The organism is Stackebrandtia albiflava (assembly GCF_007994225.1).
Taxonomy (GTDB): Bacteria; Actinomycetota; Actinomycetes; order Mycobacteriales; family Micromonosporaceae; genus Stackebrandtia; species Stackebrandtia albiflava.
Genome location: NZ_VLLL01000005.1, coordinates 1,974,392 through 1,987,728, shown reverse-complemented (window position 1 = coordinate 1,987,728; position 13,337 = coordinate 1,974,392). Strand labels below are relative to the sequence as shown.

Annotated in this window: 15 protein-coding genes and 1 riboswitch; of the genes, 10 read left to right on the top strand and 5 right to left on the bottom strand. The window is 70.5% G+C overall.

The annotated features are described in order from the left end of the window. Window positions 1-14: 14 nt before the first annotated feature. Window positions 15-614, bottom strand: a complete 600-nt coding sequence (locus tag LX16_RS10195; protein WP_158645548.1) for a hypothetical protein — start codon at window positions 612-614, stop codon at window positions 15-17. A gap of 341 nt (window positions 615-955) precedes the next feature. Further along, entirely contained in the window at window positions 956-1,453 is a 498-nt protein-coding gene (locus LX16_RS10185; RefSeq protein WP_147136579.1) for an FBP domain-containing protein, read from the bottom strand. Between the two features lie 163 nt (window positions 1,454-1,616). Between LX16_RS10185 and LX16_RS10180 the strand changes: the two genes are divergently transcribed. Further along, window positions 1,617-1,808, top strand: coding sequence for a hypothetical protein (locus tag LX16_RS10180; protein ID WP_147136575.1), 192 nt, complete (start codon window positions 1,617-1,619; stop codon window positions 1,806-1,808). A 56-nt stretch (window positions 1,809-1,864) separates the two neighbouring features. On the opposite strand, the gene LX16_RS10175 is transcribed toward LX16_RS10180, so the two are convergent. After that, window positions 1,865-2,860 carry an aldo/keto reductase gene (locus LX16_RS10175; RefSeq protein ID WP_147136571.1) on the bottom strand — a complete coding sequence of 332 codons (996 nt, stop codon included), beginning with the start codon at window positions 2,858-2,860 and terminating at the stop codon, window positions 1,865-1,867. Between the two features lie 307 nt (window positions 2,861-3,167). Between LX16_RS10175 and LX16_RS10170 the strand changes: the two genes are divergently transcribed. After that, on the top strand, window positions 3,168-3,638 hold the full coding sequence (locus tag LX16_RS10170) for an iron chaperone (RefSeq protein WP_147136568.1): 471 nt from the start codon (window positions 3,168-3,170) through the stop codon (window positions 3,636-3,638). A gap of 82 nt (window positions 3,639-3,720) precedes the next feature. On the opposite strand, the gene LX16_RS10165 is transcribed toward LX16_RS10170, so the two are convergent. Further along, window positions 3,721-4,464, bottom strand: a complete 744-nt coding sequence (locus LX16_RS10165) for a hypothetical protein (RefSeq protein WP_147136565.1) — start codon at window positions 4,462-4,464, stop codon at window positions 3,721-3,723. Window positions 4,465-4,657: 193 nt separating this feature from the next. Continuing rightward, a riboswitch (cobalamin riboswitch) is annotated at window positions 4,658-4,771 on the top strand. A 145-nt stretch (window positions 4,772-4,916) separates the two neighbouring features. Between LX16_RS10165 and LX16_RS10160 the strand changes: the two genes are divergently transcribed. The 5 genes from LX16_RS10160 to LX16_RS10140 all read left to right on the top strand — a co-directional run bounded on the left by LX16_RS10160 (window position 4,917) and on the right by LX16_RS10140 (window position 10,852). Beyond that, window positions 4,917-6,257 carry a prenyltransferase/squalene oxidase repeat-containing protein gene (locus LX16_RS10160; protein ID WP_147136562.1) on the top strand — a complete coding sequence of 447 codons (1,341 nt, stop codon included), beginning with the start codon at window positions 4,917-4,919 and terminating at the stop codon, window positions 6,255-6,257. Continuing rightward, the gene (locus LX16_RS27535) at window positions 6,254-7,276 is read left to right on the top strand and encodes a hypothetical protein (RefSeq protein WP_244615747.1); all 1,023 of its coding nucleotides are present in this window, start codon (window positions 6,254-6,256) and stop codon (window positions 7,274-7,276) included. The genes LX16_RS10160 and LX16_RS27535 overlap by 4 nt, the downstream gene beginning before the upstream one ends. Next, window positions 7,180-8,307, top strand: a complete 1,128-nt coding sequence (locus tag LX16_RS10150) for a CbiQ family ECF transporter T component (protein ID WP_244615787.1) — start codon at window positions 7,180-7,182, stop codon at window positions 8,305-8,307. The genes LX16_RS27535 and LX16_RS10150 overlap by 97 nt, the downstream gene beginning before the upstream one ends. Next, entirely contained in the window at window positions 8,304-9,920 is a 1,617-nt protein-coding gene (locus tag LX16_RS10145) for an ABC transporter ATP-binding protein (protein ID WP_147136556.1), read from the top strand. Before LX16_RS10150 ends, LX16_RS10145 begins: the two co-directional genes overlap by 4 nt. An 83-nt stretch (window positions 9,921-10,003) precedes the next feature. After that, complete coding sequence (locus tag LX16_RS10140; protein ID WP_425304422.1) at window positions 10,004-10,852, top strand: ECF transporter S component family protein; 849 nt, start codon at window positions 10,004-10,006, stop codon at window positions 10,850-10,852. On the opposite strand, the gene LX16_RS10135 is transcribed toward LX16_RS10140, so the two are convergent. Next, window positions 10,737-11,306: a dihydrofolate reductase family protein gene (locus LX16_RS10135; RefSeq protein ID WP_147136552.1), complete on the bottom strand. Its 570-nt coding sequence runs from the start codon at window positions 11,304-11,306 to the stop codon at window positions 10,737-10,739. The two genes, LX16_RS10140 and LX16_RS10135, sit on opposite strands and share 116 nt — an antisense overlap. A 115-nt stretch (window positions 11,307-11,421) precedes the next feature. On the opposite strand from LX16_RS10135, the gene LX16_RS10130 reads away from it, so the two are divergent. Genes LX16_RS10130 through LX16_RS10120 form a run of 3 tightly spaced genes read left to right on the top strand, consistent with a single transcriptional unit; the run spans window position 11,422 to window position 13,261 of the window. Continuing rightward, window positions 11,422-12,033, top strand: coding sequence for a TetR/AcrR family transcriptional regulator (locus tag LX16_RS10130; RefSeq protein WP_147136549.1), 612 nt, complete (start codon window positions 11,422-11,424; stop codon window positions 12,031-12,033). 7 nt (window positions 12,034-12,040) lie between these two features. Further along, a complete protein-coding gene (locus tag LX16_RS10125; RefSeq protein ID WP_147136546.1) occupies window positions 12,041-12,577 on the top strand; it encodes a hypothetical protein in 537 nt (178 codons plus the stop codon). A 51-nt stretch (window positions 12,578-12,628) separates the two neighbouring features. Then, window positions 12,629-13,261 (top strand): pyridoxamine 5'-phosphate oxidase family protein, encoded by a 633-nt coding sequence (locus tag LX16_RS10120; RefSeq protein ID WP_244615746.1) that lies wholly within the window; start codon window positions 12,629-12,631, stop codon window positions 13,259-13,261. Window positions 13,262-13,337: the final 76 nt, after the last annotated feature.

Here is a 13,337-nt window from a genome sequence, read left to right as displayed (position 1 = left end):
CGCCGGGCCGTCGTTCAGGTCCTCGGCCTCCGGCGGTCGGACGACCAGTCGCTGAACTTGGGCATGGCGAGCATGATCAACGCCACGATCCCGCTGAACCCGCCGAGCAACGGCGGGACCGCGCGGATCCACCAGTCCTCCGACGGATCACCGGTGTTGCCGTCGAACAGGATCAGCAGTATGTACTGCCACCACTCCGCCGCCTCCCACATGGCGGCACCCGCCACACTCGCGGCGAAGACCCGGCCGAAGTCGCCGTTGACGATGACCAGCACGGCGGCCACCAGCGCGACCACGCCCATCAGGGCGAAGTACGCGCCTCGGATGTTCTGGATCGAGTCGTAGGGGACGCCGGTCGGCACCATCTCCGCGAACTCCATGATCGCGGCGATGATGAAGAAGAGCGCCAGACCGCCCATGACCAGGCCGGTGAGGATCGCCGTCACCGGGCGGCCGGTGGGCTTCGGGCCGGTGGCGGCCAGATCGACCGGTGGCGGCATACCGGGGCCCGGCAGCGGGCCGCCGCCCGGCTCGGGCGGCGGCGGTGGCGGGTACGCGCCGCCGGGGTACCCGGGCGGACCCGGATTCTGTGGAGGTGGAGGTGACAGGTTCACAGGGGACCTTTCGTCGGGGGATTCCATCGAAACAGGTCCCGCCGCCCGGTGACCGCCCCGATCACCCCGCGACGCCGCACCCGTGCGTCGCCCCGGCCCGCGGTCGGCGCGGTGACGATCTCGCACCGGTGCGGCGTTCCGGCAGGTGAACGCCTGTTTCCGGTGTGCCGACGGCGGCGGGTCCACGCCGGTGGACGGCCACCTCCGCCGGTCGGGGCGCGTCGCCGGCACGGGAATCGGTTCCCGATCCGTGCCGGGGTCGTGCCACGACCCACCAGCCTGACGTCGTGTCCGTACCCGTCCTCGAAGTCGTTCCCGCCGCTCCCGACCGGACGACCGGGTCAGCCCGCCATGACCATGCCCACCAGTCCGTCGAGTTTCGTGCGGAGCCGGTCCCGCCGTTCGTCCACGGTCAGGGTGCTCGGCGGCTGGATCCGTTTGGGGCGTTTCACGCCGCGGATGTAACGCGAGCAGTCGAGGTCGGTGCACATGTAACAGCCGACGCTGTCGCCCCGCCGCCCCGCGACTCCGGCCTTGTTGGCGGTGAAGAGTGTGACGCCGCCCGACGAGTGGACGGTGTGGCACAACTCGCACATCGTCGACCGCATGGCCCCGGCGGTGTTCCGGTTGGCCGCCATGCGGAAGACCAGGCCGATCACCCCGGCGCCGTGGGGTACCGCGACGTAGGCGCGTTGCGGTGTGCGCGGGTTGCGCCAGGCCAGGAAGTCGATCTCGGCCCACTCCACCGCGTCGAGGTCCGGTGGCGGGATCGCCGCCGCCTCGCGCTTGGAGCAGTTCGCGAACAGGTCGGGGAAGTCTGCGCCGGTCAAGGGTCTCATCGGGCGATGCTAACCACCGGCGCGGTGGGAGTCCCCTGATTTTCACGTCGGCCGTGACACCACGTGACCGACGCGCCGCGCGCGGGGTTCGGGATGTCCGGTCCAGACGGTCGAAGGGTACCCGTGCGGTCTCGCATGGGGCCGGTATCCGAATGGAGAACGAATGTACAAGGTGAACGCGTTCGCGGACCGCCTGCTGAGCCGGTTGGTCGCGGGAACCACCGCCCGTGCCGGCGAGTCGTGCGAGTACGCCGGCTGGTGGCAGTACGACCGCGACGGCATGGAGTGCTGGAAGCGCTGGATCCAGCAGCGGACCGACTGCACCCTGATCAAGTACCCGTACCGCCGTTGCTGATCCCGTCGCCGTGACGAGTGGTCCCCGCGCACCCCGGGGCGCGCGGGGACCCCCTCTCAGCTCGGCCGCCGCACGAAGCGGTCGAGTACGTCGTAGGGGTACACCTTCGGCCGGTCGCTCGCCGTGTCGAGTCGGGCTACCTGCTCGGGGGTGAGTTCCCAACCCACCGCGCCGAGGTTGTCGGCCAGGTGCGCCTCGGTGCGCGCGCCGATGATCGGCGAGGTGACGTGGTCGGCCTGGATGAGCCAGCGCAACGCCAACTGCGAGACCGTCCTGCCGGTCTCGGCGGCCAGCTCGTGCAGCACGTCCAAGACCCGCAGGGCGCGTTCGTCCTTCGACAACGCCTGCCAGGAGCCCTCCTTGGCGACCCGGGTGTCGGCGGGCGGTTCCGTCATGCCCCTGGCGAAGCGGCCGGATAGCCAGCCGGCGCGCAGCGGGCTCCACGGCATGACTCCGAGTCCCTCACGCCGGCAGACCTCCAGGAGTTCCCATTCGGTCTCCCGGTCGATCAGGTTGTACAGCGGTTGCAGCGCGTCGAACCTCGCCCAGCCGTGGTGTGCCGACAGGTCGAGCGCCTTCTGCAGTTGCCATCCGGTGAAGTTGCTGGCACCCAGGTACCGGACCTTGCCGCTGGAGACCAGGGCGTCGAACGCGGCCAGGGTCTCCTCGAGCGGGGTCGCGTCGTCGAAGACGTGGGCGTAGTAGACGTCGATGTGGTCGGTCTTGAGGCGGCGCAGGCTCGCCTCCACCCCCGACAGGATGTGCCTGCGGCTCAGGCCCTCGTCGTTGGGGCCCTCGCCCATCCGGCCGTACACCTTGGTGGCGATGACCAGGTCGTCACGGTCGCGACCGGCCAGCCAGCGCCCGATGACGGACTCGGACTCGCCCTTGACGTACACGTCGGCGGTGTCGATGAAGTCGCCGCCCGCCGCGACGTACTCGTCGAGGATCCGGTGGCTTGTCTTCTCGTCGGTGGCACCTCCGAAGAACATCGTCCCGAGGCACAGTTCGGCGACCTTCAGTCCGGTCCGACCGAGATAACGGTGTTCCATGCGCTTCTCCATCTCTCGTGATACGGCACGACGCTAGGCGCTGGAGTGCACTCCAACGCAAACCGGGAGGTCGGCGCGGCACGGCCGCGACGCTCGGTGGGACGTCCCGTGGTCGATTCGGTGGTGAGCACGGATGCGGAACCCCTCCACGGCGGGAATCGTGGTGGTCGCCGGATCGCGTCACCTGGTGACGTGGCCCCGGCGACCGGGCCGCGGACCGATCCGGAATCCGGAACCGCAGGTCGCGGACGGATTTAGCATCGTGACGACCCGGTCGGGAAGTCGGACGGAACGAATGGAGAGAACCATGACCGCGAAGAAGAGCACGCGCAAGGCCACGGCGGCGAAGTCCTCCGCCGGTTTCTCGGCCGAGGAACGTGCCGCCATGAAGGAGCACGCGCAGGAGATCAAGGCGGAGGCCCGCCGGGGATCGCGTGCCTCGAAGGCCGACGGCGAGGCCACGCTGTTGGCGAAGGTCGCCGAGATGGAGGGCACCGACCGGGAACTGGCACAGCGGCTCCACGAGATCGTCACCGCCGAGGCGCCGGAGCTCACGCCGAAGACCTGGTACGGGATGCCCGCCTACGCGCGGGACGGCAAGGTGGTGTTCTTCTTCCAGAGCGCGGGCAAGTTCAAGTCGAGGTACGCGACCCTGGGCTTCAACGACCCGGCGAACCTGGACGACGGCGACATGTGGCCGACGACGTACGCCCTCAAGGCGATGACCCCCGCCGTCGAGAAGCGGATCGTCGCACTGGTGAGGCAGGCGGTGAGTTGAGCCGGCCGTTCTCGGCGTAGCCGCGCGGCGGTGTCCGAGCGGGCGGGGGCGCCGCCGCCCGCCGGTCACCGCGGCGAGTCGGTCACGCGTCGACGAAGCGCATCTGCAACAGCGCGGACATGACGACCATGTACTGGTCCTGTTGGGAGGCGGGCAGGGCGATCGCCACCCCGACCGCGCGGTCGCCGTCGACGTCGATCACCGCGTTGATCAGGAGTTCGGAGGTGTCTCCGACCTGGGGTTCGTCCCAGGTCAGCGTGCGCACCGAGACGACACCGGCGTGCCCGCCGAAGTCGTACCGCCAGGTGTCGACGTCGCTCTCCTCGGGGTTGAGCGGATTGCCGTCGCTGTCGTGGTAGTAGTTCTCGATCTTGTGGTCGACCTGGTCCTCGTTGGCGTCCTTGAGGTCGTCCGGACCGGAGTACCCGACGTACTCCTTGTTGAGCTGGCCGACGAGGAAGGTGGCTCCCCAGTTGTCGCTCAACGTGATGATCTGTCCACCCATGTTGTGGTACTCGGGGTGATCCCAGTCGCTCGTGACGTCCTCCCAGGGGGAACCGAGCCGGGGCCACGCGCACCGGGTGCCGGGATGCATGAGCCATTCCGAGTCGTCCACGATCACGTATTCCAGTGGTACGTGTTCCTGTTCCAGGGCCGGCGACATCCTGCCGGTCTCGGGTTGGAGCGCCGGGACGAGGAGGAAACCGATCTCGGCGACCAGGATGGCGCCGATCAGGATTCCGGCGACCAGCGGCGGCCACAGTTCCCGTATCGGGTGGGTGCGATGCGGCGCGGGCGGTGCCGACGTGGGGGAGTCGATCGTCACGCCTCACCGTAACGGATTCGCGCGGAGATCACGCGGATCGTCGGCGGGGGGAGGGAATCCGGATGCGAACGCCGGCCGCCCGATGTGACTCCATCATGGATGATCGCCGCGGCTCCTGTGTTCTTCGTCGCGGTCCGGGGGCTGGTGCGCCCTTCCGGTAGCGGCTATCCTGCCATCAGGGTCACCCGACCCTCACAACCGAATCATCGCACGCACAGGGGAAGCCGGTGGGAATCCGGCGCTGACCTGCAACCGTGAGTGGCGTGAGCCGCGAGCCGGAATGCCTGACGTGCGACGTGACCGCTTCCACTGTCATGGTCTGCAGCGCGGAGCCCGGCGAACGTCCGAACCGGCCGGCCCCGACGCATTCACCACGTGAATGCATTGGGGCTTTTCGATTCTTCGGTGTTCGCCAGGGGTCGGCGCCGCGCGCTCGCCCCGAAAGGACCCCCATGGTCCGTGCCCCACTCCTCGCCCGGAGGACGGCGGCCCTCGCCGTCGTGGCCGCCGCCGTCGCGGCGACCTTCGCCGCCCCCGCCCACGCCGAACCCCTCGACGCCGAGGCCGCGTCCGCCGCCGCCTGGCTGGCCGGCGAGGTCGACCCCACCACCGGTGGAGTCCCCGGAATGATCGGCACCCCGGACTGGGGCCTCACCGTGGACGCCCTCATCGGCCTGGAGGCCGCCGGGGGAGACCAGCGCACGATCGACCTGATCACCGAGACGTTGAAGGTCCACGTGCGCGACTACAACAGCCTCGACGCCTGGAGCGAACCGGGGCAGCGGATCGCCGGCGCCACCGCGAAACTGCTGTACGCCGCCGTCATCACCGGTTCCGACCCCGAGGCGTTCGGAGAGTACGACCTGCGCCGGGAGACCCTCGACCTGATCGCCGGGCCGGAACTGGGCCCGGAACACGGCCGGGTCAAGGACGAGGTGTTCGCGCCCTCGGTCGACGGCAGCAACACCTTCGCCCAGTCGCTGGCGGTGGCGGGACTCGCGCGCAGTGGCGGGGTTCCGCAGGAGGCCGTCGACTTCCTGCTCGACCAGCAGTGCTCCTCCGGCGGGTTCCGCCTCTACCCGTACGCGTTCGGGGGCGGCACCGTCGGTGGCGACTGTGACTCGCAGGGCGGCTCGGCCGTCCTCGACCCCGACTCCACCGCAATGGCCGTTCAGGCGCTGCTGTCGGCCGCCGCGCACGACTCCTCCGCCGGCGCCGCCGAAGGTGCGGCCCTCGGCGCCGAGTGGTTGCTCGGCATCCAGCACGACGACGGTTCGTTCGGTGGTTCGGGTCCGACGGCCGCACCCAACACCAACAGCACCGGCCTGGCGGGTCAGGCCCTCGCCGCCACCGGACACGACGAGGCGGCCGCCGAGGCCGCGGCATGGGTGGCGGCGCACCAGATCACCGCCGACGACGCCGGGGCCGCCTCGGCGGAGGCCGGCACCATCGCCTACAACGGCGACTCGCTCGCCGCCGCGCGGGCAGAGGGCATCCCGGTGTTCCAGCGCGACCAGTGGCGGCGCGCGACGGCGCAGGCGATGCTCGCGCTGAGCCGGGTCTCGTTGGGCGACATCGGAACCGTGGACCCCGGACCCGGCACCGACCCGGGCGACGGCGATCCGCCGGGCGACCTCTCCGGCCCGCCGAAGGACTCTGCGGCCGGGCCACCACGCGGCACCCTGCCCGTCACGGGCTCCCCCGTGGCGACGGTCTTCGGCACCGGGGCGGCGCTGCTGGTCCTGGGCGTCGTCACCCTGTACATCACCCGTCGTGAGGAGACCACCCGATGATCGCTTCACGCCGACTCGGTCGCATTCCGCGCGCGGCCGGTGCCGCACTCGTCCTCGTGTTCGGCCTGCTGGTGGCCGTCGGCCCGGTGACGTCGTCGGCCGCGTACGCCATCGATCACGGCCGGGGAACCCCCGGCTACTGCCCCGACGCGAACGGGGTGACCGTCGTCGTCGACTTCCAGGAGCTCGGGGGTGACGTCGTCATCCGCTGCGCCCCGGGCGACCAGGCGACCGGTCTGACGGCGCTGAAGAACGCGGGCATCCAGATCACCGGCACCAACCGCTGGGGTGAGGCCTTCATCTGTCGCATCGAGGGTAAGCCGGGACCCGCCGAGGAGTCCTGTATCGACACCCCGCCCGCCACCGCGTACTGGGCGTACTGGCACTCTCCCGACGGTGGCGACTGGTCGTACAGCCGATGGGGCGTGACGAACCGGAAGCCGCCGCCGGGCAGCTTCGAGGGCTGGTCGTTCTCCAAGGACAAGAACGAGACGACGAACCCGCCGCCTCGGATCGACCCGGTCCGTCCCGCCGCACCGGATTCCGGTGACGACGCGGGCACCACGGGCGGCCCCGCCGGGGACGGCACCGAGGACCACGGCGACGGAGATTCCGCGGGCTCCGGCGAGGACACGCCGACGGAGGAGGAGACCACCACCGCCGACGACCCGCCGTCGGACGCGCCGCTGCCCGGCACCGAGGTGTCTCCCACCGAGGCGCCCGGCTGGACGGGCGGCGACGACGACATGCGCAACACCTCGGCGGAGTCGGGTGCGTCCGGTGTCCCCACGTCCACTCTGGTCGCCCTGGGCGGTATCGCCGCCCTGATCGCCGGCAGTTGCGTGGTCGGCTGGCGCCGCCGGTCGCGGCAGAGGGCCGACGCGGCCTTATGCGGCCGCCGACCGGCCTTCGACACACTCGGCTGCCGCGTGCCCTTCACCCCGGCGCGTGGTGGCTGTGGGCGATCGGACTGGCGACAGCCGCCGGCCGCACCACCAATCCGCTGTTGCTGCTGCTGATCCTGGCGGTGTGCGGGTTCGTGGTGGCCCGGCGGCGCGGTGACGCTCCCTGGGCGCTGGCCTTCCGGATGTACCTGATCGTGGGCGGCGTGATCATCGCGATGCGCGTCGTGTTCCGCATCGTCTTCGGCGGGGGACAGGGCGACGTCATCCTGTTCACGCTCCCGCAGATCCCGCTGCCGGAGTGGGCGGCCGGTATCCGACTGTTCGGTCCGGTCGCGGTCGAGCAACTGCTCGGCGGGTTCTACGACGGTCTCCGGCTGGCCACCATGTTGGTGTGTGTGGGGGCCGCGAACGCCCTGGCGAACCCGAAACGGCTGCTCAAGGCGCTCCCGGGTGCGCTCTACGAGGTGGGGACGGCCGTCGTGGTGGCGTTGAGTGTCGCGCCGCAACTGGTCGAGAGCGTGTTGCGGGTGCGGCGCGCGCGCCGGCTGCGCGCGGGGCGGCAACGCGGACTGCGGGCGCTGCGGGGCATCCTCATCCCGGTCTTGGAGGACGCCCTCAACCGCTCACTCGCGCTGGCGGCCGCGATGGCCTCGCGGGGGTACGGCCGCACCGGCCCGCTTCCGGCGCGGGCCCGGTTGCTGACCGGCGGACTGGTGATCCTCGGCATGTTGGGAGTCTGCGCGGGCATGTACGGGGTCATGGACGGTTCGACACCCCGCTATCTGGGCTTCCCGATGTTGGTGGGCGGCCTGGCCGTGGCGGTCGTGGGCCTCCTGCTGGGGGGCCGCCGGGTCGGGCGTAGCCGATACCGCCCGGATCGATGGCGGGCGGCCGAGTTCGCCGTCGTCGCCAGTGGACTCGCCACCGGAGGGCTCATGTTCCTCTCCACGCGGGTGGACCCCGCCGACCTGTATCCGACGTTGAGCCCGCTGACCTGGCCGGAGGTCACCGTGCTGCCGGTGGTGGCGATCCTGTCGGGCGTGCTGCCCGCCTGGCTGGCGCCTCCGCCGGTCACGACCATCGACGTCGCGCCGGCGGCCGCCGCGCGACCGGCCACCACCGCACCGAGGGAGTCCGTCGCGTGATCCGGTTCGAGAAGGTGTCGTTCCGATACGACGGAGCCGACTCCGACGCACTGCGCGACGTCGACCTGCACATCCCGGAGGGGGAGCTGTGCCTGGTGACCGGACGCACCGGTGTCGGCAAGTCCACTCTGCTGGGAGCGGTCAACGGCCTGGTTCCGCGCTTCACCGGCGGGCGGTTGCGAGGCCGCGTCACGGTCGGCGGGCTGGACACGGCGCGTCTGCCACTGCAGGAGTTCGCCGAGGTCGTCGGCGTGGTGGGTCAGGATCCCCTCGCGGGTTTCGTGACCGACACGGTCGAGGAGGAGTTGGCGTACGGCATGGAACAGCGCGGCCTGGCGGCCGAGGTGATGCGCAAACGGGTGGAGGAGACCCTGGACCTGCTCGGCATCGCGGAACTCCGGAATCGTCCACTACGGACGTTGTCCGGTGGGCAGCAGCAACGGGTCGCGATCGGCGCGGTGCTGACGAACCATCCCGCCGTCCTGGTCCTCGACGAGCCGACCTCCGCGTTGGATCCGACCGCGGCGGAGGACGTGCTCGGCGCTCTGCTGCGGCTGGTGCACGATCTGGGGACAACCGTGGTCGTCGCCGAACACCGGGTGGAGCGGGTGCTGCAGTACGCCGACCGCCTGTTGCACCTGCCCGGAGACGGGACCGTGGTGTCCGGTGAACCCGCCGACATGATGCGGCACAGCGACGTGGCGCCGCCGGTGGTGCGCCTGGGCCGTGCGGCCGGTTGGGACCCGCTGCCCCTGTCGGTACGCGACGCGCGCAGGCGCGCGACCGAACTGCGGGAACGGCTGGCCGGGCGGCGCCCACCGCCGCGACCGGCGAACGACGCGACGCCCGTGTTGAGGGCACGGGGACTGACGGTCTCCTATGGACGGGACATCGCCGTCCGGGGCGTCGACCTGGACCTGCCGGGCGGTCGGGTCACGGCGCTCATGGGCCGCAACGGTTCGGGGAAGTCCTCGCTGTTGTGGGCGTTGCAGGGCTCCGGAACCCGCGCGTCCGGTGTGGTCGACGTCGCCGGTGTGGACCCCGGCGGGGTGAGCGCGGCCGGGGCGCGCGCACTCGTCGGTCTCGTGCCGCAGACCGCGTCCGACCTGCTGTACCTGGACACGGTGGCCGCCGAATGCCGCCAGTGCGACCGTGAATCGCGGGTGCCGCCGGGGACGTGCCGAGCGCTGCTCGACACCCTGGCGCCGGGCGTTCCCGACGCGCGGCATCCCCGGGACCTGTCGGAGGGACAGCGGCTCGCCCTGGTGCTGGCGGTGCAGCTCGCCGCCGCGCCCGGAGTGATGTTGCTGGACGAACCCACCCGGGGGCTCGACCATCACGCCAAGGAGCGTTTCCGTACGGTGGTGCGCCGGTTGGCCGACGAGGGGCGCGCGGTGGTGGTCGCGACCCACGACGTGGAGTTCGCCGCCGCGGTCGCCGACCGGGTCGTCGTCATGGCGGAGGGCGAGTTCGTCGCCGACGGGCCGACCGCGCGGATCGTCACGTCCTCCCCGGCGTTCGCGCCGCAGGTGGCCAAGGTCATGGCTCCGCAGCAGTGGTTGACCGTCGCGCAGGTCGAGGCGGCCCTGTCCGACTCGGAGGTCGTGGCGTGACCTCCGTCGGTGTCCGCGCGGTGATCGGGATCCGGCCGCGTACCTCGGTGATCCTGGTGCTCGCCGGACTGGCGGGCGTGGTGATGTTCTTCTGGCCGCTGTTCGTCGCCCCGGAGCCGGAGGCCGTGGCGCACTCGGCCGACGCGCCGCTTCTCTTCGTCCTGGTGATGCCGGTGTTGTTGGCGATCGTGCTGGCCGAGATCTCCTCGGGCGGCATCGATCCCAAGGCGCTGGCGATGCTGGGGGTGTTGGCGGCCGTCAACGCGGCCTTGCGCCCGCTGGGCGCCGGCACCGCCGGCATCGAGACGGTGTTCTTCCTGTTGGTGTTGGCGGGCCGGGTCTTCGGCGCGGGCTTCGGGTTCGTACTGGGCGCGGTCTCGTTGTTCGCCTCGGCGTTGCTCACGGCCGGGGTGGGGCCGTGGCTGCCGTTCCAGATGGTGTCCTCGGCCTGGATCGGCCTGGGCGCCGGACTGCTGCCGAAACGGGTCACTGGCAGGGCGGAGATCGCGATGCTCGCCGGGTACGGGGTGGTGGCCGCCTACGCCTTCGGTTTCGTGATGAACATGTGGTTCTGGCCGTTCACCGCGGGCGTCGACACCCAGTTGTCCTTCGTTCCGGGCGCGCCGGTGGTGGAGAACCTGCACCGGTTCGCGGTCTTCACCCTGACCACCTCCACCTTCGGCTGGGACACCGGGCGCGCGGTCACGAATCTGGTGGCGATCCTGCTGGCGGGCCCCGCCGTGCTGGCGGTGCTGCGGCGGGCGGCCCGGCGCGCCGCGTTCGACGCGCCGGTCACCTTCGAGGACACACCGGGACTCACGTCGTCCGGTAGCGGGTCACGAGGGCGCCGCTGGCGAACTCCTGCACCTGGAACGGCGTCCACCGCGACACCCGGAACGGACCGTCGAACAGCGGGATGCCCGCGCCGATGACGAGCGGGTAGCGCTTGATGATCAGTTCGTCGATCAATCCGGCCAGGGAGGCGGCGAGCTTGCCGCCGCCGCACAGCCAGATGTCGGCGCCGTCGCGGCGTTTGAGGTCGGCCACGAAGTCGACCGCGTCGTCGCGGACCATGGTGACGCCGGGGTACTCGCCGGTCCGGGATTTGGAGAAGACGTACTGGTCGAGGTGGTCGTACGGGCTGGTGGTGCCCGCGTCGAGGCCGGGTTGGTAGCTGGCGCTGCCCATCAGCACGGTGTCGAAACGCCGGTTGGGGGTGTCGGTCAGTCCCATGTGTTCCCGTGCCAGGGTGGGGATGGTCTCGGGCAGCTCCGGGAGGAGCGCTTCGGTGACATCCGGTTCGATGGGCAGGAAGTCGTACTCGCCGTTGGGACCGGCGATGTAACCGTCCAGTGTGGTGCCCACGTAGTATACGAGCTTTCGCATCTCGGCTCCGGTTCCCGCGTGGCCCTTCCACGCGATGAGACCACTGTATCTGAAGTGCTTCACTTGCGGTACTCTGATTGCAGTGATGAAGGCCACGACCACGAAACGAGGAACCATGCGACAGAATCCGGAACGCCGGGCCGCCCTGCTCGACGCCGCGATCCGAGTGCTCGCGGGACAGGGCATGCGCGGATTGACGTTGCGGGCGGTGGACGCCGAGGCCGGCGTTCCCACCGGCACGGCCTCCAACTACTTCAGCAACCGTGGGCGGCTGCTGGAACAGGTCACCACGCGCACCCGTGAGCGCCTCACCCCCGACCCCGCGCTCGTGGACGAGACGATGCGGATCCCACCGGGCCGCGAACTCCTCGACGTCCTGCTCCACCAACTGGTAGACCGGATGCGCGCCGACCCCGACAGCCACCTGGCGATGCTGGAACTGCGGTTGGAGGCCACCCGCCGGCCGGAACTGGCCGCGGTGCTGACCGAGACCTTCCGGGCGGAGCTGGCCGACACCACCGAGTTCCATGTCGGCACCGGCATGCCCGGCGGCCGTATGGCGGTGGTCCTCATGTACCTGACCATGTCGGGCTACTTCCTCGACACGCTCACCACACCGGACGTGCTCGCGGAGCACCCGCTGGACGACGTCATCCGTGAACTGGTCCATCGGATGATCCCCGACGACGCCGACGGCGGAGGCGGCACTGGCGCACCGGTGGCATGATGCCCTCATGCCTCTGGACTCCGATGACATCGGCACCTTGACATCCCGTGTCCGCGTCGAGAACCGGATGCGGATGCTCATTCCGTACATGTTGGTGGCCGACGCGGTCGCGGCCGTGTTCCTCTACCTCGTGTTGGAGTCTCCGGCCAACTACATCGCGGCACCCGCCATGATCGTGATCGGCCTGGCGGGCACCTTCGTCCTGTCGAGGTCCGTGGGCGCGGGCAACGCCAAACAGGTGCTCGACGGCATGCAGCCGACCGCCTGGATGCGGGTGGAGGCGATCGGCGACCGCGGCCGGCCGCCCTACACCTGGTCGTTCCGGATCCTCGACGAACCGGGCAGGTTCGTGCACGCCTCGGCGTCCACCACCCGCGACTTCGAGTTCCGGGCCGGGGAGCAGTACCTCCTCTACGGCTTCGGAGATCCCGACAAGCCCTACGGCAAGACCGTCTACTTCACCGACGTCCAGCAGACCCGCCGCCACTGGGACTTCCGAGTGCAGCTGTCCGATGAGGAGTGGAGCACCGTCTCCACCGGTTGAGTCCCGGATTCCGCGCTACGTTGGGGGCCACCGACGTGAGGAGACGTGGACGTGACCGGAGCAGACCAGATCGTCACCATCGACACCGAGGCCGAGCTGCGGGAACTCATCGGTGAACCCGTGGCCCGCGCGGTGACGAAGGAGCGGACGGCGCTCACCGACACCGACCGCGCCTGGCTCGCCGCCTCACCGTTCTGCCTGGTGGCGACCTCCGACGCCGAGGGCAACTGCGACGTCTCGCCCAAGGGCGACCCGCCCGGCATCGCCACCGTCCTCGACGACACCACGATCGCCCTGCCGGAACGTCCCGGTAACCGGCGCGCCGACGGGTACCGCAACATCCTGGCCAACCCCCACGTCGGACTGGAGTTCCTGATCCCCGGCAGGGGTGACTCGCTCCGCGTCAACGGGCGGGCCACGTTGGTGCGCGACGCGCCGTTCTTCGACGACATGATCGTCCGCGGCCACCGCCCGATCCTGGCGATCGTGGTCGACATCGAGCAGATCTTCTTCCACTGTCCCAAGGCGTTCCTACGTGCGAAGCTGTGGGATCCGGAGAGCTGGCGCCCCGACGCGATGCCGCCGCACGCGCACATCGTCAAGGCCGTGCAGGACACCCCGGAGACCCTGGAGCAGTTGGTGGAGCACTACGGCCCCCGGTACCGGGAGAAGCTGTACGGCTGAGCGTTCCGAGCCGGACGGTTCGATGATCCAGGAGCTCTCGACCGGGCCGACCACGGTGGCGGTCGGCCCGGTCCGG